Annotated in this window: 21 protein-coding genes; 12 read left to right on the top strand and 9 right to left on the bottom strand. The window is 68.8% G+C overall.

The window, feature by feature from the left end; all coding sequences use genetic code 11:
• Nucleotides 1-110 precede the first annotated feature (110 nt).
• Nucleotides 111-1,409, top strand: a complete 1,299-nt coding sequence (locus BN977_RS05555) for a cytochrome P450 (protein WP_036396641.1) — start codon at nucleotides 111-113, stop codon at nucleotides 1,407-1,409.
• Between the two features lie 16 nt (nucleotides 1,410-1,425).
• On the opposite strand, the gene BN977_RS05550 is transcribed toward BN977_RS05555, so the two are convergent.
• On the bottom strand, nucleotides 1,426-2,112 hold the full coding sequence (locus BN977_RS05550; RefSeq protein WP_036396640.1) for an MBL fold metallo-hydrolase: 687 nt from the start codon (nucleotides 2,110-2,112) through the stop codon (nucleotides 1,426-1,428).
• Between the two features lie 106 nt (nucleotides 2,113-2,218).
• Here BN977_RS05550 and uvrA point away from each other — a divergent pair, with 106 nt between their 5' ends.
• Nucleotides 2,219-5,131, top strand: a complete 2,913-nt coding sequence (gene uvrA, locus BN977_RS05545) for an excinuclease ABC subunit UvrA (RefSeq protein ID WP_036396639.1) — start codon at nucleotides 2,219-2,221, stop codon at nucleotides 5,129-5,131.
• 61 nt (nucleotides 5,132-5,192) lie between these two features.
• Here the strand turns inward: uvrA and BN977_RS05540 are convergent, their stop codons facing one another.
• Together BN977_RS05540 and BN977_RS05535 are read right to left on the bottom strand one after the other, a co-directional pair.
• Nucleotides 5,193-6,362: a winged helix DNA-binding domain-containing protein gene (locus BN977_RS05540; RefSeq protein WP_036396638.1), complete on the bottom strand. Its 1,170-nt coding sequence runs from the start codon at nucleotides 6,360-6,362 to the stop codon at nucleotides 5,193-5,195.
• Nucleotides 6,352-6,615: a hypothetical protein gene (locus BN977_RS05535; protein WP_024451884.1), complete on the bottom strand. Its 264-nt coding sequence runs from the start codon at nucleotides 6,613-6,615 to the stop codon at nucleotides 6,352-6,354. The genes BN977_RS05540 and BN977_RS05535 overlap by 11 nt, the downstream gene beginning before the upstream one ends.
• A 111-nt stretch (nucleotides 6,616-6,726) precedes the next feature.
• On the opposite strand from BN977_RS05535, the gene BN977_RS05530 reads away from it, so the two are divergent.
• The 3 genes from BN977_RS05530 (at nucleotide 6,727) to BN977_RS05520 (ending at nucleotide 10,267) form a co-directional block, all read left to right on the top strand.
• Nucleotides 6,727-7,218, top strand: a complete 492-nt coding sequence (locus BN977_RS05530) for a lipoprotein LpqH (protein WP_036396637.1) — start codon at nucleotides 6,727-6,729, stop codon at nucleotides 7,216-7,218.
• Between the two features lie 80 nt (nucleotides 7,219-7,298).
• Complete coding sequence (locus BN977_RS05525) at nucleotides 7,299-8,918, top strand: hypothetical protein (RefSeq protein ID WP_036396636.1); 1,620 nt, start codon at nucleotides 7,299-7,301, stop codon at nucleotides 8,916-8,918.
• A complete protein-coding gene (locus BN977_RS05520; RefSeq protein ID WP_051561086.1) occupies nucleotides 8,900-10,267 on the top strand; it encodes a CHAT domain-containing protein in 1,368 nt (455 codons plus the stop codon). The genes BN977_RS05525 and BN977_RS05520 overlap by 19 nt, the downstream gene beginning before the upstream one ends.
• Here BN977_RS05520 and BN977_RS05515 read toward each other — a convergent pair.
• Nucleotides 10,216-10,686 (bottom strand): hypothetical protein, encoded by a 471-nt coding sequence (locus BN977_RS05515; RefSeq protein ID WP_036398496.1) that lies wholly within the window; start codon nucleotides 10,684-10,686, stop codon nucleotides 10,216-10,218. The genes BN977_RS05520 and BN977_RS05515 overlap by 52 nt on opposite strands.
• A 69-nt stretch (nucleotides 10,687-10,755) precedes the next feature.
• Here BN977_RS05515 and BN977_RS05510 point away from each other — a divergent pair, with 69 nt between their 5' ends.
• Both BN977_RS05510 and BN977_RS05505 read left to right on the top strand, forming a co-directional pair.
• Nucleotides 10,756-12,156, top strand: a complete 1,401-nt coding sequence (locus BN977_RS05510) for a hypothetical protein (protein ID WP_051561081.1) — start codon at nucleotides 10,756-10,758, stop codon at nucleotides 12,154-12,156.
• Nucleotides 12,153-13,193, top strand: a complete 1,041-nt coding sequence (locus BN977_RS05505) for a hypothetical protein (protein WP_036396633.1) — start codon at nucleotides 12,153-12,155, stop codon at nucleotides 13,191-13,193. The genes BN977_RS05510 and BN977_RS05505 overlap by 4 nt, the downstream gene beginning before the upstream one ends.
• A gap of 4 nt (nucleotides 13,194-13,197) precedes the next feature.
• Here BN977_RS05505 and BN977_RS05500 read toward each other — a convergent pair whose 3' ends face one another.
• The 3 genes from BN977_RS05500 to BN977_RS05490 form a co-directional block, all read right to left on the bottom strand.
• Nucleotides 13,198-14,580: an alpha/beta hydrolase gene (locus BN977_RS05500; protein ID WP_051561080.1), complete on the bottom strand. Its 1,383-nt coding sequence runs from the start codon at nucleotides 14,578-14,580 to the stop codon at nucleotides 13,198-13,200.
• A gap of 94 nt (nucleotides 14,581-14,674) precedes the next feature.
• Entirely contained in the window at nucleotides 14,675-17,998 is a 3,324-nt protein-coding gene (gene lysX, locus BN977_RS05495) for a bifunctional lysylphosphatidylglycerol synthetase/lysine--tRNA ligase LysX (protein WP_036396632.1), read from the bottom strand.
• A gap of 45 nt (nucleotides 17,999-18,043) precedes the next feature.
• Nucleotides 18,044-18,403, bottom strand: a complete 360-nt coding sequence (locus BN977_RS05490; protein ID WP_024451875.1) for a DUF1844 domain-containing protein — start codon at nucleotides 18,401-18,403, stop codon at nucleotides 18,044-18,046.
• A gap of 214 nt (nucleotides 18,404-18,617) precedes the next feature.
• Here BN977_RS05490 and infC point away from each other — a divergent pair, with 214 nt between their 5' ends.
• From infC to BN977_RS05470, 4 genes are read left to right on the top strand one after another with little or no spacing between them, the layout of a single operon-like run.
• Nucleotides 18,618-19,295, top strand: coding sequence for a translation initiation factor IF-3 (gene infC / locus BN977_RS05485; protein WP_081664344.1), 678 nt, complete (start codon nucleotides 18,618-18,620; stop codon nucleotides 19,293-19,295).
• A 12-nt stretch (nucleotides 19,296-19,307) separates the two neighbouring features.
• Nucleotides 19,308-19,502, top strand: a complete 195-nt coding sequence (gene rpmI / locus BN977_RS05480) for a 50S ribosomal protein L35 (protein ID WP_024451873.1) — start codon at nucleotides 19,308-19,310, stop codon at nucleotides 19,500-19,502.
• 48 nt (nucleotides 19,503-19,550) lie between these two features.
• Entirely contained in the window at nucleotides 19,551-19,940 is a 390-nt protein-coding gene (gene rplT / locus BN977_RS05475; RefSeq protein WP_024451872.1) for a 50S ribosomal protein L20, read from the top strand.
• Nucleotides 19,941-19,951: 11 nt separating this feature from the next.
• A complete protein-coding gene (locus BN977_RS05470) occupies nucleotides 19,952-20,707 on the top strand; it encodes a TrmH family RNA methyltransferase (RefSeq protein ID WP_036398489.1) in 756 nt (251 codons plus the stop codon).
• Nucleotides 20,708-20,896: 189 nt separating this feature from the next.
• On the opposite strand, the gene BN977_RS05465 is transcribed toward BN977_RS05470, so the two are convergent.
• A complete protein-coding gene (locus BN977_RS05465) occupies nucleotides 20,897-22,141 on the bottom strand; it encodes an acyl-CoA dehydrogenase family protein (RefSeq protein WP_036396631.1) in 1,245 nt (414 codons plus the stop codon).
• Between the two features lie 4 nt (nucleotides 22,142-22,145).
• Complete coding sequence (locus tag BN977_RS05460) at nucleotides 22,146-23,201, bottom strand: oxygenase MpaB family protein (protein WP_036396630.1); 1,056 nt, start codon at nucleotides 23,199-23,201, stop codon at nucleotides 22,146-22,148.
• A 195-nt stretch (nucleotides 23,202-23,396) separates the two neighbouring features.
• Here BN977_RS05460 and BN977_RS05455 point away from each other — a divergent pair, with 195 nt between their 5' ends.
• Complete coding sequence (locus BN977_RS05455) at nucleotides 23,397-24,302, top strand: adenylate/guanylate cyclase domain-containing protein (RefSeq protein WP_051561078.1); 906 nt, start codon at nucleotides 23,397-23,399, stop codon at nucleotides 24,300-24,302.
• The last annotated feature ends 2 nt before the right edge of the window (nucleotides 24,303-24,304 follow it).

Raw genomic sequence — 24,304 nt, 5'->3', positions numbered from 1 at the left:
GACGCCATCGAGCCCGTTCGGTGAACAGGCGGTCGCCGAGCTCCGAGTCGGCGAATCGGCGACATCCCGATGCGCACGGTGTCACACTCGGCCATGAGGGAGGTCGAGCCATGACCGCAACACTCAGCCATACCGGTATCGCGCCCCGCCGGAACGGCGCACCGCCGCCCGAGGTGCCGTTGGCCGATATCGACCTCGGCTCGCTGGAGTTCTGGGAGTGGGACGACGACCACCGCGACGGCGCCTTCGCCACCCTGCGTCGTGAGTCGCCGATCACCTTCTTCTCGGTGCCGGAATTCGCCGGGTTCCCGTCCGGCGCCGGACACTGGGCGTTCACCACCTATGAGGATGTGCGCCACGCCAGCCGCCATCCGGAAATCTTCAGTTCCAGCCCGACGAGCACCTCGTTGTCCGATGTGCCGGCCGAGATCGCCGAATTCTTCGGGTCGATGATCACGCTCGACGACCCGCGACACCTGCGATTGCGGGGGATCGTCAATCGCGCGTTCACACCCAAGGTGGTGGCCCGCATCGAGGACAGCGTGCGCGAGCGGGCGCGGCGGCTGGTTGCGCAGATGATCGACCGGCACCCAGATGGCGAAGCGGACTTCGTGGCCGAGGTGGCCGGGCAGCTTCCCCTGCAGATCATCTGTGACCTGATGGGCATTCCCGAAGAGGACGAGGCCGACGTCTTCCACTGGACCACGGTGCTGCTCGGCGCCGGGGACGACGAAGTGTCCGGCGACTACGACGAAATCCTCAAGGTGTCAACGAGTTTGGCGACATATGGAATGGAATTGGCCGAGCTTCGGCGGGCTCGACCGGCAGAGGATCTGACCACCAACCTGGTGCAGGCCGAAGTCGACGGGGAACGGCTCAGCTCCGCCGAGATCGCCTCGTTCTTCATCCTGCTGTCGGCGGCCGGCAACGAGACCACCCGCAATGCGATCAGCCACGGCATGGTCGCGCTGACCCGCTATCCAGAACAGCGCCAGATCTGGTGGGACGACTTCGACACCGTCGCCCCGACCGCGGTCGAAGAGATCGTCCGGTGGGCATCGCCACTGATCTTCATGCGCCGCAACCTGACCGAGGACATCGAGATGCGCGGCATCTCGATGAAGGCCGGCGACAAGGTGTCCATGTGGTACGCGTCGGCCAATCGCGACGAGACGAAGTTTGCCGACCCCTACCGGTTCGACGTCACCAGGAATCCGAACCCGCAGATCGGCTACGGTGCGGGCGGCGCGCACTTCTGTCTGGGTGCCAATCTGGCCCGCCGCGAGATCCGGGTGCTCTTCGACGAACTGCGGTTACGGGTGCCCGAGATCGTCGCGATCGCCGAACCGGCCATCCTGCGGTCGGCGTTCATCCACGGCATCAAACGGTTGCCGGTCGCCTGGACATGACCCGAACGCAGCGCGTCTACCAGCCGCGCTGCTTCCACTCCTCAAGGTGCGGGCGTTCGGCGCCCAGCGTGGTGTCGTCGCCGTGGCCGGGATAGACCACCGTCGAGTCGGGATAGCGGTCGAACAGCTTGGTGCTGACGTCACCGAGCAGCCGTTCGAAGTCGCCGTCCTTCCAGGTCTTGCCCACCCCGCCGGGGAACAGGCAGTCCCCGGTGAAGAGGTGGGTCACGTCGGAGTCGGCACCGCGCAGCGCCAGTGCGACCGACCCCTCGGTGTGGCCTTGCAGGTGGATGACGTCGAAGGTGAGGTTCCCGATGGGGACGGTGTCGCCGTCGGACAGGATCCGGTACGGCCGCACCGGTAGCGGTTCGGCGTCCAGCGCGTGCGCGGCGGTCGGTGCCCCTGTGGCCTTCGCCACGGCTTCCAGTGCCTGCCAGTGGTCGGGATGCTGGTGACTGGTCACAATGAGAGAGATGTCGGGAGCGTGTGTCCTGATCAGCTCGACGAGCCGGTCGGCGTCATTCGCCGCGTCGATGAGCAGGGTTTTCCCGGTTTCGGAACAAGTGATCAGGTAGGCGTTGTTGTCCATCGGGCCGACCGAGGCCTTGATGATCGTGGCTGCGGGCAGGGTGCGCCGGGCAGCCGTCCCGGGGTCGAGGTGGCCGGTGTAGTCGTCACTGACGAGGCTGTGTGGACTGTTCACCCTGCCCACGCTATCCGGCCCGACCCCGGGTGGCTCCAGCTTGGCTACGTCTTGTCGGTGGGTACACCTAGCATGGCTGTGAATTCTGTCCTCAGGAGGAAAATCGGTGTCTGACCGTCTAGTCGTCAAGGGCGCGCGCGAACACAACCTGCGCGGCGTCGACCTTGACCTGCCCCGCGACGCGATGATCGTGTTCACCGGTTTGTCGGGATCGGGGAAGTCGTCGCTGGCGTTCGACACCATCTTCGCCGAGGGGCAGCGTCGCTACGTCGAGTCGCTGTCGGCCTACGCCCGGCAGTTCCTCGGCCAGATGGACAAGCCCGATGTCGACTTCATCGAGGGTCTGTCCCCGGCGGTGTCGATCGACCAGAAGTCCACCAACCGCAACCCGCGCTCGACCGTCGGCACCATCACCGAGGTGTACGACTACCTGCGCCTGCTCTACGCCAGGGCCGGGACCCCGCATTGCCCGGTCTGCGGTGAGCGCATCGCCCGGCAGACCCCGCAGCAGATCGTCGACCAGGTGCTCGCGATGGACGAGGGCCTGCGCTTCCAGGTGCTGGCCCCGGTGGTGCGCACCCGCAAGGGTGAGTTCGTCGACCTGTTCGACAAGCTCAACTCACAGGGCTACAGCCGGGTCCGGGTCGACGGTGTGGTGCACCCGCTGACCGACCCGCCCAAGCTGAAGAAGCAGGAGAAGCACGATATCGAGGTGGTGGTCGACCGCCTCACCGTGAAAGCCAGCAGCAAGCAACGGCTCACCGACTCGGTGGAGACCGCACTCGGCCTGGCCGACGGCATCGTCGTGCTCGAATTCGTCGACCGCGACGACGACCACCCGCACCGGGAACAGCGATTCTCGGAGAAGCTGGCCTGCCCCAACGGGCACCCGCTGGCCGTCGACGACCTGGAACCGCGGTCCTTCTCCTTCAACTCGCCCTACGGCGCCTGCCCCGAATGCACCGGCCTGGGCATCAAGAAGGAGGTCGACCCGGAACTCGTCGTCCCGGATCCGGAGCTGACGCTCGCCGAGGGTGCGGTGGCGCCCTGGTCCATGGGGCACACCTCGGAGTACTTCACCCGGATGATGGCCGGCCTCGGTGAGGAGCTGGGGTTCGACGTCAACACCCCGTGGAAGAAGCTCCCGGCCAAGGCGCGTAAGGCGATCCTGGAGGGCTCCGACCACCAGGTGCACGTCCGGTACAAGAACCGGTACGGGCGCACTCGGTCCTACTACGCCGACTTCGAAGGCGTGCTGGCCTTCCTGCAGCGGCGGATGGAGCAGACCGAGTCCGAGCAGATGAAGGAACGCTACGAGGGCTTCATGCGCGACATTCCGTGCCCGGAATGTGCGGGCACCCGGCTCAAGCCGGAGATCCTCGCGGTCACCCTCGCCGCCGGTACCTACGGGGCCAAGTCGATCGCCGAGGTCGCCGAACTGTCCATCGCCGACTGCGCGAACTTCCTCAACGCGTTGACCCTGGGCGCGCGCGAGCAGGCCATCGCCGGTCAGGTGCTCAAGGAGATCCAGTCCCGGCTGGGCTTCCTGCTCGACGTCGGACTGGAATACCTGTCGCTGTCCCGCGCGGCGGCCACCCTGTCCGGTGGCGAGGCGCAGCGCATCCGGCTGGCCACCCAGATTGGCTCCGGCCTGGTCGGCGTGCTGTATGTGCTCGACGAGCCCTCCATCGGGCTGCACCAGCGCGACAACCGCAAGCTCATCGACACCCTGGTCCGGCTGCGCAACCTGGGCAACACCCTCATCGTGGTGGAGCACGACCTGGACACCATCGCCCACGCCGACTGGGTGGTCGACATCGGTCCGGCCGCCGGCGAGCACGGCGGCCGGATCGTACACAGCGGCACTTATCAGGATCTGCTGAAGAACACCGAATCACTCACCGGCGCTTACCTTTCCGGCAAAGAGAGCATCGAGGTGCCAGCGATCCGCCGGCCGGTGGACCGCAAGCGCCAACTCACCGTGGTCGGCGCCCGCGAGCACAACCTCAAAGAGGTCGACGTGGCCTTCCCACTCGGGGTGCTCACCTCGGTGACGGGTGTCTCCGGGTCCGGTAAATCCACCCTGGTCAACGACATCCTGGCCACGGTGCTGGCCAACAAGCTCAACGGGGCCCGGCAGGTGCCGGGCCGGCACACCCGGATCAACGGCATCGACCAGCTGGACAAACTGGTCCGGGTCGACCAATCGCCGATCGGCCGCACGCCGCGGTCCAACCCGGCCACCTACACCGGCGTGTTCGACAAGATCCGCACGCTGTTCGCCGCCACCACCGAGGCCAAGGTGCGCGGGTACCAGCCGGGCCGGTTCTCGTTCAACGTCAAAGGTGGCCGCTGCGAAGCGTGTTCGGGTGACGGCACGTTGAAGATCGAGATGAACTTCCTGCCAGATGTCTACGTGCCGTGCGAGGTGTGCCACGGCGCCCGGTACAACCGGGAGACCCTGGAGGTGCACTACAAGGGCAAGACCATCTCCGAGGTGCTCGACATGCCCATCGAGGAGGCCACCGAGTTCTTCGAGCCGATCTCCTCGATCCACCGGTATCTCAAGACGCTGGTGGACGTCGGGCTGGGCTACGTCCGGCTGGGGCAGCCCGCGCCGACGCTGTCCGGCGGTGAGGCGCAACGCGTGAAGCTGGCCGCCGAACTGCAGAAGCGCTCCACCGGGCGCACGGTCTACATTCTCGACGAGCCCACCACCGGTCTGCATTTCGAGGACATCCGGAAACTGCTCAGGGTGATCAACGGCCTGGTGGACAAGGGCAATACGGTCATCGTCATCGAGCACAACCTGGACGTCATCAAGACCTCGGACTGGATCGTCGACATGGGTCCCGAGGGCGGTGCGGGCGGCGGCACCGTCGTTGCGCAGGGCACCCCGGAAGACGTGGCGGCGACGCCGGGCAGCTACACCGGGCAGTTCCTCGCCGAAATGCTGGACCCGCCGGCAGTGGCACCGGCACCCGCCCCGGCGCGTAAGCGGCGCAAGGTCAGCGCGTAGCACGCGTTGACATGGCGCTCATGGCGGGAATGTGCGAGTAGCTGCCGCCGTGAGCGCCATGTCAACTGCCCTTGGTCAGCGGGGACGGGAACCGGGGCTTGACCTGCACCCCGTCCAGCCATTCGGTCAACTCGTCGGCCTTGTGCTGCAACCCCTTCAGGGTGTCCTTGGTGACGTCGGCGGTGAGCCGCAGCTGCACCCGGCCGTCGGCGCCATGCACCCAGCCGCCGACCACCCGGCCGTCGGCCCACGCGGTGGGACCGGCATTGCCGTTGCGGTCGAACACCTGCTCGCGGTGGCCGTCCAGGTACCACTCCCGGTCGAACCAGCCCATCACGGTGACGTCCAGGCCCGGCAGCAGCGCGCACCACGGCTCGGCGGGTGGTTCGGGTTCCAGGTCGTCGGGCAGCGCCACCCCCGGGGTCCCGTGCAGGTCGACCTCGACGGCGCCGACGGCGGTCAGCGCCTTCCGTGTCCAGGTGAGGGTGTGGCCGAACCACCAGGCGACGTCGGCGACCGTGGCCGGGCCGAACGCCCGCAGCCACGTCTGCACCAACGCGGCGCTGGCCGCATCGGCGTCGGCGGTCGCGCCGGCACCCAGCCACGATGTGCGCGACGCCCAGCGCGGCCGGGACACCGTCCATGCGCCGGTGTTCGGACCGCGCACGATATCGCCGCGCACCGCCAGCACCGTCAACACCCGAGGGGACACCGGAGTCGCTCCGCCCCAAGACTTTCCGGGCGCCGGATCGTAGTTGCCCGCCAACTCGGGCAGCGCCGCGCGTAATTCGGCCGCACTGGTGGCCCCGTGTTCGTCCAGATACTCGAGCACCGCGGCGCACGCGGTGTCCAGCCAAGCCGCCCCGTCGGCGGCGATGCCGCCCTTCTCCACATCGGCGATCAGCTTGCGCCGCTCGTTGGCGGCCACCCGGTCGCTGGATGCCGCCTGCACGGTGTGCAGGTCCGCGGCACGCACCACCCACAGCGTCCGGCGCATCGCGAGGTGCTTGACCAGCGAACGACGTTCGTAGAGGGCGTCATCCAGTTCGGTGCGGGTGAATTCGGGCACCCGCGCCCACAACGACAGATACGGGGTGGCCGGATCGGTGGCGTGCAAGCCGACCAGGGCCGCCGTGACGGTCTCGGCGGTGCCGCCCTGCGGGGCCAGGAAGTGTCGGCGGGCCAGCCGGGCGCGCCGCTCCTCGACGCCGAACGTCCGCTCAGCCGTCACTGGGCTCTTCCGGACGGGCGTCCGGCTGTCCCATCGACTCCCTGATCTGGCGGAGCCGCTCGGCGGCCGCCTCCTGACGCCGTTCGTACTGCTCGGCCACCGACCGGCCCTCGGGAGTTTCCTCGGCCAGCTCGGCGGCGCCGATCGCGGTGCCGAACCGGGTCTCGATCTTCTCCCGAACGGCGTCGAAGGTCGGCACTCCGCCGGCGTCGTACTCCGGATCGGGCGGGGAAGGCTGCTGGTCATCGGCCATATCGTCACGATACCCACCGCAAAGTTTGGGATCGGTAGCAATCGCGGCCGCATCTACTTGCCTTACGCCGCGCCACCGGGGCGCAGGGCGAGACGAAGGGACTCAAGGGAAATGACGAAGAATCGCGTATTGGTCGCCGGCATCGGGATGATCGCGGCGGCCGCGGTCTTGGTCGGTTGCTCGGACGACAAGGGCAGCACTCCCGCGGCCAACGCGGGCAACGGCAACACCCAGGTCAGCACCGGTGGCAGCACCGAGGTGAAGGTCGAGGGCCAGGACCTGGCCGGCCTGGACGTCAAGACCGTGACGTGCGTGAAGCAGGGCGGCAAGATCAACATCGCCAGCGGTGCGATCGGCGGCCAGCAGGGTCTGGGGGTCGTGATGACCGATGAGGCCACCCCGAAGGTCGAATCGCTGGGCCTGGTGGTGGACGGTAATGCGCTGGCCGTGGCCGCGATGGGTGGTGCCAGCTCCGGTTCGGCCGACGTCAAGGTGGATGGCAACACCTACACCATCACCGGTGAGGCCACCGGCGCCGACCTGAAGAACCCCATGGCCGGGATGATCAGCAAGAAGTTCGAGATCAAGGTCTCCTGCAACTGACCGGGTACCGACGGGATCAACCCCGAAGGCGGCGGGCGCACTGCGCCCGCCGCCTTCGGCTGCCGCTTTATGATGGCGCGATGTCGATACCCGACGATTTGGAGCGGGCTCGTTCGTTGGCCTTCGCCTCCGATGAAGTCGGTGCCAAAGAGCTGCTGCTGTCGTTGATGGCACCCATCGAGGCGGCGGACAGGGATGACCTGATGCTCGAAGTTCTCGCCCAGCTCGGCGAGCTCTACCTGGTGCGGACGGCCTACGACGGGGTGGTCGAGGCGGTCAAGCGCATCGATGACTGCCTGCGGATCTATCGGGACATCCGGGCCGGCACGCGACCCGATCTCTCGGCGCAGACCACCATGACCGACACCGAGATCGACCACATGGTCTGCCGTTACACCCGGCGTACCCGGTTTCTGCAGACCGGATTGGCCGCCGCCCACGGTGAGCACGAGGCGGCGGCCGTGGCCCTGCAGTCACTGGTCGAAGATCCGGCGCCATTCGACGATCTGGCCGCCGAGCACGCCTATCTGGTGACCCATGCCCGCATCCTGTGCGCGGTCGCCCTGTGTGACGACGATCTGCACGTGCAGTCACTTCCGCTGTGGGAGAAGGTGTTCGATGCCCTCGACGGGCCAGGTGACGGCACCGAGTTCGACGACAGCCTGCGAGTCCTGGCCGCGACGGGCTACGGCCGGTTCTGTGTCGAGACGGGCCGGCTGACCGAAGCCGAGCCCTGGCTGCGCCGGGCCGGTGCCCGAGCGCAGGCGCGCGCATGGCACCTGGCCACGGCCAGAACGGAATTGGAGCGCGCCACCGCGGCGTGGGCGGCCGGGGATCGGGCTCGCGCGCAGGATCTGGTGCACGGCGCCTATCCGGTGATCGCCGAGCACGCCCGCGCCCACGACGTTTCGCGCAGTTGGCTGTACCTCGGGCTGATCAGCCTCTCGGTCGGAGCCCTCGACGACGCCGACGAACGGTTCGGCCATGCCGAGCGGCACTGGCGCGAGGTGGAGAAGCCGCTGCACATTCACCGAATCCTGTTGCAGCGCAGCTGGGTGGATATCCTTCGTGGTGACTTCGCGGCGGCCACCGACCGAGCCGACGCCGCGCGTGCGCTGCTCGACGGCTGGCCCCGGCACACCTGGTTGCAGTACGCACGGCTCGACGATCACCTGGGTTCGATCCTGCGTGCCGAGGCACTGGCCGACCCGGCGCACGCCGATCGGAAGTTCGCTCAGGCCGCCGAACTCAAACTGCCCGCCGCGTTGGCGGTCGACACGGTGCGGTACGCCATCGCCGACGCCGACGCACGGATGCGATGGGCGACCCACGTCTCGGCGCGGCTGCTGGCCGGGGCGTTCGCCGTGGCCTGGGAATGGGGTAACACCACGCTGGTCAGCGAACTCATCGAATACCATTGCGCCCGAGGAACACTCAGCGTGCCGGCGGCAATACACGCGGTGGACTGGGCGGACACCGCGACCGCGGCGGTGCCCGTCGACGAGGCGGACGACTACGCGTTGGTCGCGTCCGGACCCGTATCCGTGGCCGGCGGGTCGCTGACGCGGCTGGGCGCGCTGCCGCCGCTGCGCATGGATCCGACCACCGCGCCGGTGCTGGCGCACTACCGTGAACTCGCGCACCAGCGTTACGGGATCACCGTCACGTCGCTCGAAGCCGAATGGGCCACCTGGCCGTGACCGAACCGCTCACCCTGGTGTTGCGCTACGCCGACGTCGGTGTCGCCACTTATGCCAGCCTGCGCATCGTCGGACAGCCCGAGCGGACCGTCACCTGGGTGGTGGCCGAGCACATTCTCGTTGCCGCACTGGATGAACTCGCCGCGGCACTCCCGGACCCCCGCCACGACGAAACGCCGCTCGAGGGGTTGGCGCGCGCGCTTTCGGACGGCGCCTTCACCGCACCGTCGACAGAGCTGTCGCTGGCCTACCGCCTCGGCGTGCTGCTCATCGCCGAAAACGCCTGGCAGTTGCTGACCGAATGCGTGACCTCGCCGCGGGCCGAGCTCTTCGTCGCACCGAGTGCCCGCCTGGGCCGCGTGCCGTGGAGCCTGCTGGCCAAGCCGGCGTCGTTCCCGACGGCGGACGACGTACTGGCGGGCCGCACCGAGGCCGTCACCGCCGAACTCACCGAGGGTTACCGGCTGATGGAACTGGTCGACGTGCTGATGGCGGTACCCACGAATATCGCCGCATCGCGCCGCGCCACCGCGCCGACCGCGGGCGGTGATCCGCTGTTGATCCTCGATCCGCGGGTGCCCGGCCAGCGCCCGGACTCGACCCTGGGGTCGGTGCTGGGCCGTCCGGCCCCGGACACCCTGCTGGCCCGCCACTATGCGGGTGTTCTGGAGCGGCAACCGGTGCTGCCGCGCGTCGACACCGCGGTGGAACTGTTCCGGCGCACCGACGTCGACCGCGGCTGGCTGGCAGGCATGCTCGCGCAGCGTCCGGGACGGTTGGTGTTCGTCGGGCATGCCAGCGTCGCCGACGGCGATCTCGGGCATGCCGACCGGGCGGCCCTGCACCTGGCGTGCCGCGCGAGCATGCCGGGTCTGGCCGAGCCGATCGGGGACCACCGACCCCTCACCGCGGCGGACCTGATGGCCGCCGACCTGGTGATCCCGTGCCGGGTCGCCCTGCTGGCCTGTGCCTCCGGCGGCGACTACCGGTTCGACGAGGCCACCGGTTTGGTGGCCGCGATGGTGCTGGGTGGCGCCCAGATCGTCACGGCCACGTTGTGGTCGCTGCCCACCACCGCCGGTTACCGGCGGTTCGCGCACCCGGCCACTCCCGCCGATGACGCCGATCCGATGGGTGAGGTGATCGCCGCGGTCGACACCGCCCACCAGGAGGAGTCCGTCGCGGCGGCCGCCCGCGCGGTGAACCGCTGGCAACGCGCACAGATGCGCCGCTGGCGCGGCGGGGACATCTCGGCCAGTCCGGTGTACTGGGCCGCGCTGGCGACCTTCGCCCTGTCTCAGGCCGGTGGCACGCACACCGCGACCGCCGACTCGTCGCCGCGGCGGTAGTAGGCGTCGACGATGCTGCCAGGGCAGATGCGGTCCAGCGCGGTCACCGGAATCAAGGCCGTCTCATGAGCCGGGAATTGGCCGCCCTCGGGTTTGCGCACCATCAGATCGAGCACCACCTCGCGGTGGTCTTCGCGGGTGGTGCCGGTCGGCTGCGACGCGGTCACCACGCCGTGACTCCTGGTGCCGTGCCGGATGAGTTCCAGCTGGGTGTCGGTGACCAATCCCTTGTCGAGCAGCATTCGGTCGAACGTCGCTCGCGCCGCGGTGATCTCGTCGGGCCGAATGAGTCGTTCGGCGGCCGCGGGATCGGTTTCCGCTGCCGGTTCGGTGGCGCGACGCAGGAATGCCAGGGCCAGCAGTCCGGCCGCGGCGGCGCCGGCGACGATCAGCAGCACCAGCATCATGACTTCGAACATGCTGACCAGCATCGGGCTGCCCGCCTGCTACCGAACCCAAGTTTTGCCGGCGCACCCTATCCTGGGGCGATGGTGACCGGGGCGAGCGAAGCGACGGGGGTTGGCACCGGGGCGAGCGAAGCGACGGGAGTTGGCACCGGGGCGAGCGAAGCGACGGAGTATGCCGCCGCTGCCGTGGCGTCCGCGCCGCGCCGCGCCGTGATCGACCGGGCCTGGCGGGCGCTGGGCCCGGGTGTCGAGGTGCTGAGCGCCGAGGACGGCGGACCCCTCAGCCGGACCGTCAAGCGCATCCTGGATCCGCTGGTCTTGCGGCTGCGGTCCAATCCGCAGTACTCGACACCGGTGGTCACCGCCGAGGTGGCCGACGAGATGCACCAGCTGATCCTGGCCCACGCCGGCCGGCTGCGCGCAACCGCCGGGTGGTTCGCGGTACTCAAGGCGCACCGCCGGCGGCTGCGGTTGACCACCGGTAACGCCCAGGAGCTGTACTTCCCCGTGTGTTTCGAGCTGGCCGTCACCAATGGTGAACCGGGGCAAGGGGATGATGACCTGTCGGAGACCGCCGAGCGGGTGTTGCGCGGTGTGCACGGCGATCGGGACCGCACCGCCATCGAGGTTCTCAACCGCTACGTGACGGACGCCGGCGCGATGGCGGCGTTGTCGATGCAGTTGCAGCGCAGCTGGCGCGATGTGCGTCCGTCGGAAGCCATCACCGCGCCGTTTCTGGCCGGTCTGGCCACCGTTCTCGGTGACGCCGAAGGCCATTCGGCGCAGGCGGCCCGGCAGCGGGTGTGGACGGCGCTGGTGGCCGACGCCACGCCGTACAATCTCGGCGCGCGTGCACACGGCCCGGATCCGCAGCTGCCCTGGTCGATCGTCGACATCGGCCTGAGTTCGACTGTGCCGCAACCGCCGCCACCGGTGAACGGGGGGTCCGAGGGCGACCGTCCGCTCGACCGCAGTGTGGTGGACCGGGTCCGGGCCACGCTGCGGCGTGCGCTCGACCGCGACGAGTTGCCCGACGTGCCCACGCTGTGTGCGGAGGAGGTGGACCGGGCGTGTGCGCCGTGGGGTCTGCTGGCCGAGGACATGCAGGCCACCCTGGTGGCCGGGGTGGAGGTGGCCGTCGAACTGGCGCCGCTGAGCGAGGAGGCCGCGCCGCGCTACCGGCTGGCGGCACAGATCCAGGCCCGATTGCGCAAAGAGGCCTATGTGCTGCACGCGCGCCGCTACCTGACCGCCGATGCCGCGCTGCATCCGCGTCAGCAACAGGTCACCGACGAGCTGGCCGCCTTCGCCAGGCCCTACCTGAGCCGACTGTGGGCCCGCCTGCACGGCCGCGATGTGTGGCAGGAATCCTGCGCCGATGTCGACGACGTCCGTGCCCTGTTGGAAGGCGTGGCCCGCTCGGTCAGCCTGGATCACCGGCAGCGCATCAAGGCCATGCTGGAATTGGCGGCGGCGCAATGAGACTCGTTGCCGAACAGGGTTTGTGGACCACCGGCCGGCCGGCCGCCGCACCACCCGCGGTCGCCGTCCTCGAGGTCGCGGGCGCGGTGCTGGCCTGGACCGTCGACGACCCGCAGACGCCGGTTGCCGTCACGTTCACCGACGTGGCCGCCGCCGACTGGTTGTGGCGAGTGCTGGGCGAGACCGGCCATGTCAGCGTCGTCGAAGCACTCACCGGACGGCCGGCCCACACGGCGGCCGCGCTGGACCTCGTCGATGTGGAGTGGGCCGCCGCCGCGCTGGCTCCGCTGCGGCGACTGGCGCTGGGGCACTGGCTGCGCCGCTGGTGGCCGGCCAGTGTGCGCGACGGTATCGCCGGACTCGACGCGGCGCTGCTGGATGTCGAGATCGCCGCGCTCACCGCGGCGGCCGAGGAGTTCTTCGCCGGCGACACCTTCGATTCCGACGTGGCCGGCCTGCTCGAGCCGCATCGCCCGGCGCTGGCGGCCCTGCTGGCCGACGGCGACCCGCGGGTGGCGGCGCTCATCGCATCGGTGGCCGATTGGGTTGACCTGGACGAGATTCCGGCGCAGCGCAGGCAGCAGGATTATGCGCTGGCCGCCGGCGCGGCCGGGGCCCAGCGGCCGGGCACGGTCGCGTCGGGCACCGCGTCCATCCCGTGGAGCGCGGTACCGCCCGGCGTGTTCGACGCGGCCGAGGACACCGTGTCCTGGGCGGTGACCGCCACGGCGGGAGCGGTGCGTGTCGAGATGCGCGCCGAGCTGATCGGGCCGGCGAGCGGGATACCGGTGCGGTTCGACGGTGCCGACGGTGTGCTGGACGCGCAGGGGCGGGCGACCATCGCCCTCCCGATCACGGAATCTGCTGCCTGGGACCGGGATTGGTCGTCGGCCGTGATCGCCGTCGGCGATTCGGCCGGTCCCGGTGACAACCGCGAGGTCCGCAACCGCCTGCGCGCGTTCGCGCGGGCACGCCTCGCCGGTCCGGCCCCCGACGCTTTCCTGGCCGAGATCCTGGCCGCCGAATCGGATTACTGACGGCTCAGCGGGCCACCCCTGCTCCGGCGGCCTGCAAGGTCGGCGGGCCCGAGCGGGGGAGGGGGAGCCGCGGCACGCCCGGCGTGCCGATCTGCCCGGCCAGCCACGGCAGGGCCGACTCGAACGCCCGTGAGGCGAACGGCCAGTCGTGTTTACCGGGCTGGACGATCACCGCGCACTCGATGCCGGCGGTGCTCCCCAGCCCGCACAGCGACTGGGCGGCGACGGCCTGATCACTGGCCCGCGGATGGGTACCCGGCGGTGTGCCGGGGTCGTTGACGGCGAACCAGCCGGCGATGCCCGAATAGCGGCCGTGCCGGTTGATCACGGTGGTCGGGTCGAAGGAGGCGTACTGCGCGACGTTGCCGCCGAACAGCCGGTCGATGGTTTGCGCCTTGTTCCCCGAGTTGGGGCTGATGTCACCGGCGATGTCCTCGAACACCGAGAACATGTCCGGATGCATCACCGTCAGGTCGACCGCACACGTGCCGCCCATGGACCAGCCGACCGAGCCCCAGTTGGCGGGCGCGGCGCTCACCCCGAATTTCGAGATCATGGTGGGCACCACATCCTTGGTGAGATGGTCGGCGGCCTTGCCGCGCAACCCGTTCACACATTCGGTGTCGTTGTTGAACGCCCCTCCGGAGTCGACGAACACCAACACCGGCGCGTTGCCGTTGTGCGCGGCGGCGAACCGATCCACCACCCGGATCGCGTCACCGGCGCGCAACCAGTCGGCCGGGGTGTTGAATTCGCCGCCGATCATCATCAGGGTCGGCAGCTTCGGCGGGGGATCGGTGGCGTACCAGGCCGGCGGGAGGTACACGAGTTCGCCGCGGTGCTTGAAGCCGGACCCGGCGTCACCGGTGTCGACCGGGACCACGGTGCCGTTGGCGGGGATCATCCGTTGCTGCTGCATGGCAGTGACGGTGGCCATGTCGGTCTGGTCCGGCAGCGGTCCTTCGGTCAGTTGGTTCCAGGCGGTCTGCGCCGTCGGGAAGTACCCGACCCACAGGTTGAGCGCCAGCGCGGCGCACAGGACGCACAGCGGTACCGCCAGTGCGGTGGCGCCACGGCGCCACCAGCCGGTGCGCCGCCAACCGGTCACCAGCACCGCGGCCATGAAGCCGATCAGGCCCACCCAGATCCACAACGCATGCGGGGCGGGGTCACCGGCGAGCCCCTGGCTGTTGATGTACCAGTGCACGGCGGTAGCCACGGCCACCCCGGCAACCAGGGAAATCGGCAGCCCGAGTTGGTGCCAGCGCCTGCTGCGCCAACCGACGGCGGCGATCACAACGGCCGCGGCGACCAACTGCACGATCACCGGGAGCCAGCCGTGCATCAGCGAAATGTGCTGCAAGAAGTCATTATTGGCATCGGTCATCAAGGGTGCGGCGACCGTCGTCGTCGAAGGTGTCACGCCACCATCGTGGCCGCAGTTCCTTGGGGGTGGCTGTGAGTCGGCTTCCGACGTTTCGTCAGCGCGGTTTTGCCAGCGGGAACGGCAGCGTCTCGCGAATGCTGCGCCCGGTGATCAGCATGACCACGCGATCCACCCCGACGCCCAGGCCACCGGTCGGCGGCATCGCGTACTCCATCGCCTGCAGGAAGTCCTCGTCGAGCTCCATCGCCTCCGGGTCGCCGCCGGCGGCCAGCGTGGACTGTTCCTGCAGCCGCCTACGCTGCTCGACGGGGTCGGTGAGTTCGCTGTAGGCGGTACCGAGCTCGACTCCCCACGCCACCAGATCCCAGCGTTCGGCGACGCCGGCGATGCTGCGGTGCGGGCGGGTCAGCGGCGACACCGAGGTCGGGAAGTCCTTGTAGAACGTCGGGTGCTCGGTCTGCCCTTCGACCAGCCGTTCATAGAGTTCGAGCACCACCGCCCCGGCATCCCAGTGCTTCAGGTAGGGCACGCCCGCGCCGTCGCACAGCTCGCGCAACCGGGCCAGCCCGGTGTCCGGGCCGATTTCCTCGCCCAGGGCCTCCGAGACCGCGCCGTGCACCGTCTTCACCGGCCACACCCCGGAGATGTCCACCGGTTCCAGCGCTCCGTCGGCACCCGGCCGCATGACAACCTGCGCACCGTTGGCCGCCTGGGCGGCATTCTGGATCAGCTCGCGGCAGCCGTCGATCCAGACGTTGTAGTCGGCATGCGCCTGATAGGCCTCCAGCAGGGTGAACTCGGGATTGTGGCTGAAGTCCACGCCCTCGTTGCGGAATGCGCGGCCGAGTTCGAAGACCCGCTCGACGCCGCCCACGCACAGCCGCTTGAGGTACAGCTCCGGGGCGATGCGCAGATACAGATCCAGGTCGTAGGCGTTGATGTGGGTCTGGAACGGGCGCGCGTTCGCGCCGCCGTGGATCTGCTGCAGGATCGGTGTCTCGACCTCCAGGAAGCCCTTGCCCACCAGCGTCTCCCGGATGGCGTGCAGGATCGCGCTGCGCGCGGTGATCAGGTCACGCGCATCGGTGTTGATCGCCAGGTCGACGTAACGGGTGCGGACCCGCGCCTCGGGATCGGTGAGCCCCTTCCACTTGTCGGGCAACGGGCGCAGGCATTTCCCGATCATCCGCCAGTCGGTCACCAGCAACGACGGGGTGCCGTTGCGGCTGCGGCCCATGGTGCCGGTCACCTCGACCAGGTCGCCGAGATCGACCGACGCACCGAAATCCGGATAGTCCTGGGCGGCCGCGGGGCCGTCGAGCAGCAGTTGGACCTCACCGGACCAGTCCCGCAGCACGGCGAACAGCACGCCGCCGTAGTCACGGATCCGCAGGATCCGGCCGGCCACGGTGACGACGGTCGCCGGATCGGCGACGCCCAACGCGGCGGCGACGGTGTGGCTGGGCGCCTCACCCACCGGATAGGCGTCCACGCCCTGGTCCTGCAGACCCTTCAGCTTGGCCATCCGGACGCGGACCTGATCCGGCAATCGGTGCGTGTCGTCGTCCGGCAGATCGGCGCGCAGGCCGCTGATGTCCGGGGCGCTGCCGTCCTGGTGCAGCAGACCGCTGTCCACCAACCGCTGTGGGGCGGCGATGTGTTCGCCGGTGTGATCCTTGCGCCGCGAGAACGGCAGCACCAGAAAGCCTTCGGCGATCACCGAGGCGACGCCGACCCGCGGGATGAGCCGGGCATCCTCGTAGCAGGCGAACCGCGGCACCCATTCCGGCTGGTACTTCATGTTCGACCGGTACAGCGTCTCCAGCTGCCACCACCGGGAGAAGAACACCAGCAGGGCGCGCCAGAGCCGCGCGATCGGGCCGGCACCCAGCTGGGCACCCTGCTCGAACGCCGACCGGAACATTGCGAAATTCAGTGAGATACGGGCGATTCCGAGGTCCTCGGCCTGCAGGCAGAGCTCGCTGACCATCAATTCGATGGTGCCGTTGGGGGATTGGGGCGAGCGGCGCATCACGTCCAGCGACACCCCGTTGCTGCCCCACGGCACCAGCGACAGCAGCGCCACCACGTCGTCGGCTGCACCGTCGCCGCCGGCCTTGATCGCCTCGACCAACAGGCAGTCGCTGTCGGCCGGGTCGCCGAGCCGGCCCAGCGCCATCGAGAACCCGCGCTCGGTCTCGGTGTCGCGCCACTGGTCGGCACGGGCGATCACCTGGGCCATCTCGTCGGCGGTCAGCTCGCGGTGCCTGCGGATGCGCACCGTCAGCCCGGCCCGGCGGGCCCGGGTGACCGCCTGCCGGACCGGCTTCATGTCGGGACCGGACAACCGGAAGTTGTCGGGATGCAGGATCGCCTCGTCACCGAGCTCCAGCGCGTTCAGGCCGGCTTCGCGGAAGGCCTGTGCTCCCGCGGCGCTGGCCCCCATCACCCCGGGCGCCCACCCGTAGGTCTCGCACAGGTGCAGCCAGGCCTCGATGGCGGCCGGCCAGGCCCGCGGGTCGCCGACCGGGTCACCGCTGGCCAGACAGACGCCGACCTCGACGCGGTAGGTGATGGCGGCGCGGCCGTTGGGCGCGAACACCACCGACTTGTCCCGACGGGTGGCGAAGTAGCCCAGCGAATCGTTCTTGCCGAACAGTTCCAGCAGACCGCGGATGGCGGATTCGTCCTCGCCGGTCAGCGCGTTGGCGGCGCGCTGCGACTGGAACAGCACCACCGCGGCGACGATCAGCGCGAGCGCGCCGAACAGCCCGAGCAGCGCGTTGACCAGACCGTGCGGATGTCCGCTGAACGCGTCGGCGTCGGCACCGGCGAACGCGCTGACCCGGTTCAGCGCGTACCAGGGCCGGTCGGCCTGAGCCAGCGAACCGGGGAACAGTTCCAGCAGTCCCCAGCCCACGAGGGTGCCGACGGCCATGCCGGCGACCAGGGTGGCGGCGGCCTTGAACAGCGCCCCGCGGCGCACCTTGGCCCAGAACTGGGGCCGGGCCAGCACCAGCGCGCCGATGGACGCGACATGGAACACCAGGCCGATGACCTCGCCGACCTCTTCGGCCACCGTTTCGTCGCCGGTGGCCAGGTCGCCGAGATTCCAGCCGACCGCGGCCACCATGTAGAGCACCAGGATCCACCACGCGATGCGCTTGCGGGCGGCCAGCGCGGCGGCCAGCAGGGCCAGCACCACCGCCCAGGCGAAGCTGGTGTCGGGGAAGTTGAAGATGTAGTCGTTGACGAACTCCCGCGGTACCCGGATCAGGGTGCGCACCAGCGGCGAGACGCTGGCCAACAACGACAGCGTGGCGATGACGCCGACGATCCACCCGGCGACCGCGGGTACCCAGGTGAATCGGGACTGATGGCCGGTTCTCGACGGCTGCGGGGCGATTGTCGAGGTCATAGGCCGCGAGGATATGCCTTCGGCCATCGAATTTCGTGTGAGTGGCTACCAGACGGGGCCGGTGTATTTCTCGCCAGGCCCTTTACCGGGTTCTTCGGGGGCGGCGCTGGCTTCCCGGAAGGCCAACTGCAGGCTCTTCAAACCGTCCCGCAGCGGGCCGGCGTGCAGGCCGAGGAATTCCGCCGACGCGGTGACCAGGCCGGCCAACGCGGTGATCAGCCGGCGGGCTTCGTCGAGGTCGCGGTGCGGACTCTCGTCGGGATCCTCGGACGCCAGACCGAGCTTCTCGGCGGCCGCACTCATCAGCATCACGGCCGAACGGGTGATCACTTCGACCGCGGGGATCTCGGCGAGTTCCCTCACCTGCGGGTCTGCAGCGGCTGGAGTTTTCTGATCATCGGTCATGCCTGATAGACTGGCATGATCGACCGTCCCGGCGAACGCCAGGGACAGCAAGTGGAGTCCCGCTCCCACCGCTGACCATACCGGTCCAGCGGTCCGGTCGCAGGCATCTGCGGATGTCCTGTTCTGCGCACCGCGCAGACGGCGAAAGCCGTGATCGGTCGGCATCGGGCCCTGCTACGTGCAGGGCCTTTCTGTTCGGGAGAACAGAGTGCTGATGGTGTCGGACTCCCCGCTGGCCCCGTCGTCTCCCCACGGTCGTGGACGAGAAGACAACGTAGGAGGCCCCATCAGCACTGAGACCCGCATCAACGAGCGCATTCGCGTACCTGAAGTCCGCCTGATCGGACCGGGTGGTGAACAGGTAGGCATCGTGCGCATCGAAGATGCGCTCCGCGTCGCCGTCGACGCCGATCTCGACCTTGTCGAAGTAGCTCCGGACGCCAAACCGCCGGTTTGCAAGATCATGGACTACGGCAAGTTCAAGTACGAGACGGCACTCAAGGAGCGCGAGTCTCGCAAGAACCAGCAGCAGACCGTCGTCAAGGAACAGAAGCTGCGGCCGAAGATCGACGATCACGACTACCAGACGAAGAAGGGCCATGTGGTCCGCTTCCTGGAGGCCGGGTCCAAGGTCAAGGTCACGATCATGTTCCGCGGTCGTGAGCAGTCCCGCCCCGAACTGGGTTACCGACTGCTGCAGCGCCTGGGCGCCGACGTCGCCGATTACGGCTTCGTCGAGACGTCAGCCAAACAGGACGGCCGCAACATGACGATGGTGCTGGCGCCGCACCGCGGCGCGAAGACTCGCGCCAAGGCGGCCCATGACGCCGATGCGCCACCAGCCCAGCGCGGCACCGCCGAGTCCGGCGAGAACCAAGAACCATCGAGTTAGAACTGAGGACACATGCCCAAGGCAAAGACCCATAGCGGAGCTTCGAAGCGCTTCCGTAAGACCGGCACCGGCAAGATCGTGCGCCAGAAGGCGAACCGCCGCCACCTGCTGGAGCACAAGGCCACCAAGCGCACGCGTCGCCTCGACGGTCGCACCGTGGTCGCCGCCAGCGACGCCGGCCGTATCAACAAGCTGCTGAACGGCTAACAGCCGCTTCACCTTTGAACCTCCCCTCGCAAGAATAGGAACACTCCCATGGCACGCGTGAAGCGCGCACTCAATGCCCAGAAGAAGCGGCGCACAGTCCTCAAGGCGTCGAAGGGTTACCGCGGCCAGCGCTCGCGGCTCTACCGCAAGGCCAAGGAACAGCAGCTGCACTCCTTGACCTATGCCTACCGCGACCGTCGCGCCCGCAAGGGTGAGTTCCGCAAGTTGTGGATCTCGCGTATCAACGCCGCGGCCCGCGCCAACGACATCACCTACAACCGCCTCATCCAGGGCCTCAAGGCCGCCGGTGTCGAGGTGGACCGCAAGAACCTCGCCGAGATCGCCGTGAGCGACCCGGCCGCGTTCACCGCGCTGGTGGAGGTCGCCAAGGCCGCGCTGCCCGCCGATGTCAACGCTCCTTCCGACGAGGCCGCCTGAGCACCACCCCGCTGACCGAGCGGGCTGACCGCGTCGCCGCAGCAGTCAAGCTGCACCGCGCTGTCGCACGTCGCCGCGCCGCACGCTTTCTCGCCGAAGGTCCCAACCTTGTCGAGGCAGCGCTGCGGCGCGGTGTCGTTTCCGAGGTGTTCGCCACCGCGGCGGCGCTGGACCGCTTCGGCGACCTGCTCGGGGACGCCCCCGTGTACGAGGTGACCGAACGCGCGGCGAAGGCCTTGTCGGACACCGTGACCCCGGTGGGGCTGGTGGCGGTGTGCCGGCTGCCCGAGGTGTCCCTCGCCGAGGTGTTGGCCGGCGCGCGGCTGGTCGCGGTGGCGGTGGAGACCTCCGAACCGGGTAATGCCGGTACCCTCATCAGGCTGGCCGACGCCATGGGCGCCGACGCGGTGGTCCTGGCCGGTAACTCGGTCGACCCGTACAACGGCAAATGCCTGCGGTCGTCGGCGGGCAGCATCTTCGGGGTGCCGGTGGTGCAGGCCGAGGACACGCAGGCGCTCGTCGCCGCGATGCGCGGCGCCGGGTTGCAGGTGCTGGCCACCACGCTGGACGGTGAGACTCCTTTGCCTGCAGCCGATCTGTCCGTGCCGACGGCGTGGCTGTTCGGTTCCGAGGCCCATGGGCTCGCACCCGCCGTCGCCGCTGCCGCCGATGCCCGGGTGACCATTCCGATGCACGGCAGCGCCGAAAGCCTCAACGTCGCCGCCGCGGCGGCGATCTGTCTGTACGCCAGCGCGCAGGCTCTGTGATGCCGAATGTCGGGTTCAGGCACGCTTTTTCGCGTCATGTGTGACGCAATCGGACACTCGACGGCTCTCACACGTTGACGCGTCGATGATGGCGCCTTCTTCGGCCGGCGTGTATCGCCGTCGGACTTCGATGATGGTGCTGGGCATAGCGGATTTTCACACGCCTTACCGACCCCGGTCGCGTGAATTTCACGCGTCCCGCAACAACCCCTTGGCCACGTGCGTGATCTGCACCTCGTTGCTGCCGGCGTAGATCATCAGTGACTTCGCGTCGCGCGCCAGCTGTTCGACCCGGTACTCGGTCATGTAGCCGTTGCCGCCGAAGAGCTGCACCGCTTCCATCGCCACATCGGTGGCCGCCTGCGAGCAGTACCACTTGATCGCCGAGGCCTCCGCCAGCGAGATCGGCACCCCCTCCTTGGCCGACTCGATCACCCGGAACAGCATGTTGCGCACGTTCATCCGCGCCACCTCCATGCTTGCCAGCTTGAGCTGGATCAACTGGAACTGGGCGATCTCCTTACCCCACAGCACCCGGTTCTTGGCGTAGTCCACCGACAGCCGCAGGCACTCCTCGATGATGCCCAGGGCCATCGCGGCGACGCCGATGCGCTCGGCGGAGAAGCTGGAGCGTGCGCTGTCCCGGCCGTCCCCGGAGCTGTTGTACTCGGTCTCGCCCAACAGGCGGTCGCGGCCTAACCGCACGTTGTTGAAGAACAGCTCGCCCGTGCGCGACGAGTGGATCCCCATCTTGCGGAAGGGTTTCGACTGTACGAAGCCCTCCATCCCGCGATCCAGCACGAAGGTCAGTACCTTGCGGTCACGCTTGTCGGTCTGATCGCCCTCGTCCAGCTTGGCGTAGACCACCACGACGTCGGCATCGGGCCCGTTGGTGATGAACGTCTTCTGCCCGTTGAGGATGTAGTCGTCACCGTCGCGCACGACGTAGGACTTCATCCCACCGAACGCGTCCGACCCGGAATCGGGTTCGGTGATGGCCCAGGCGCCGATCTTCTCGTAGGTCACCAACCCGGGCAGCCAGCGCTCCTGCTGTGCCAGGGTGCCGCGGCTCTGGATGGTGGGCACGGTCAAACCGAGGCTGACACCCATGCCCGTCACCAAACCCATGGATACCCGGCACAATTCGCTGATCAAGACGAAACCCATGCCGGCCTGGTCGGGTCCGCCGCCGAACATGCTGCCCGACGACTTCCCGGCCTTGGCGGTTTCCCCGGTGCGCAGCCGGGACAGCCTGCGCTCCAACGCTTCCCGGGCCATCGTGTCGATACCGAAGGTGGCGAACAGCTTCCGGACGATCGGGTAGGGCTCCATATCGCCGTCTTCGAGGGCGTCGATATTCGGCCGGATCTCCTTGTCGATGAACTCGCGCACCGCATCGCGCACGGCGATGTCGACGTCGGACCAGTCCAGCATCGTGTCAGGCTGCCTTTCGTTTGGTCGCCGGCCTTCTGGGCGACGGGCGCCGGCCCAGTCCGGCCAGCGAGAAGGTGGTGTGCACCAGTGACCCTGCGCGATCCAGCAGCGTCTTGTGCGGCGGCTGGTAGTGCATGGGCAGCCCGCGGCGGTCCTTGGGCGGTGCCATGAAGGCCGGCGCCTCCACCAGCGGGGCATCCTCGGGCAGCTTGCCCGCGGCGCGCCGATAGGCGGCCACCGCGCGGGGATGCAGCCGGATCTCCTCGGGCACCGCGAGGAAGGCCAACTCGACCATCTTGCCCAGCAGCCGCAGCACCACCTCGTCGCCCGGGGTCCAGCGCATCCCGGCCTTCTCCCGCAGCGCGGGATCGAACAGCCCGGCGGCCACCCAGCGCTGCGCCCCGACCATCGGCTTGAACAACTGATCCCAGATCGGGGTCGGCATCAGCACGAACCACGGTTTGGGAATCCGGATGGTGAAGATGTCCATGGTGGCCCGGTTGATCTCGAGTTCCTCCCGGCACTTGTGATCCCAGTACTCGCAGAAGTCCTCCCAGGAGGCCGGGACCGGCCGCATGCTCATCCCGTACATCCGGTACCACTGCACGTGCTCGTCGAACAGTTGCCGTTTCTCGGCCTCGGTCAGCCCGCCGCAGAAGTACTCCGCGGTCTTGATGATGAGCATGAAGAAGGTGGCGTGCGCCCAGTAGAAGGTCTCCGGGTTGAGCGCGTGGTAGCGGCGGCCGGCACCGTCGACGCCCTTGATGTCGTGGTGGAAACCCTTGATCTGCTCACCGGTCTCGGCGGCGCGGTCACCGTCGTACACCACGCCCATGATCGGGTACACCGATCGGGCCACCCGCTGCAGAGGCTCGCGCAGCAGGATCGAGTGCTCCTCCACGGCGGCACCGAGTTGCGGGTACATGTTCTGGATCGAGCCGATCCACACCCCGAGCAAACCCGTCCGCAGATCGCCGAAGTACTTCCAGGTGAGCGAGTCGGGGCCGAGCGGGATGCCTGGCTGCGCATCGGTACCGGCGCGGGAGTGTGCTGTTGTCATGGCGTCCTCGCTGACGAAACCACGGTTGTCCGGCCAGCCTATTCTTGACAACGTACGTTGTCCATAACCGCGGCGGCGCCGTGACAGACCGGCGATCCGGCCGCCGCATGGCCGTGACCTGCCGATTTCGCTGTGTGAGCAAGGTCGTGTCGCGACCTGATTGCCGCTACCGGTGGTGCCACCTATCGTGGCGTCGTGGACGCTGAACGGTTGGACGAACCGGCCGGCGGCATAGAACAAGCGGTTGAGCTGCCCCGCCCCGTCGGGCCGCTGGGCGGACCGCTGGAATGGCTCAAGGACACGAACCACAATCCCGGGGTGATCGCGCTGATCCGCCGCGTGCGCCGGGCGCTACCCGGCGACCCGGACTTCGGCGATCCGCTGTCGGCCGCAGGGGACGGCGGTCCGCGCGCCGCCGCCCGCGCCGCCGATCGGCTACTCGAACGCGACGCCGCGTCGCGGGAGGCCAGCCTGGGCGCGCTGCAGGTGTGGCAGGCGCTCACCGAACGGGTCTCGGGCCGGCCGGCCAACCGCGAGGTCACCCTTGTCTTCACCGATCTGGTCGGCTTCTCGGACTGGTCGCTCCGCGCCGGTGACGACGCCACCCTGCGGCTGCTGCGCCGGGTCACCTCCGTCGTCGAGCCGCCCCTGCTGGCGGCCGGCGGTCGCATCGTGAAGCGGATGGGTGACGGTGCCATGGTGGTCTTCCGGGACCCGGTGCCCGCGGTGCGTGCGGTACTGACCGCGCTGGAGGCGGTGGGTGGCGTCGAGGTGGACGGCTACACGCCGAGGATGCGGGCCGGGATCCACACCGGCAGGCCTCAGCGCATCGGGTCGGATTGGCTGGGTGTCGACGTCAACATCGCCTCCCGGGTCATGGAACGGGCCACCAAGGGCGGCCTGGTGGTGTCGCAGCCGACGCTGGACGGCATCTCGGACGAGGATTTCGCGGCCATGCGCCTGCAGGCCAAGCGGGTGCGCAAACAGCTGTTCGGTGCGAAACCCAGCGGTGTCCCCGACGACCTGCAGATGTACTGGCTGCGCGCCCGCGCCGAGGCGGCCGGGGGCGACGCCGAGGACGACACCACCGCCGGCGGCTGACC

This window comes from Mycolicibacterium cosmeticum (assembly GCF_000613185.1).
Classification (GTDB): domain Bacteria; phylum Actinomycetota; class Actinomycetes; order Mycobacteriales; family Mycobacteriaceae; genus Mycobacterium; species Mycobacterium cosmeticum.
The sequence above is the reverse complement of the archived record's forward strand: the minus strand, read 5'-3'. Positions and strand labels throughout refer to the sequence as shown.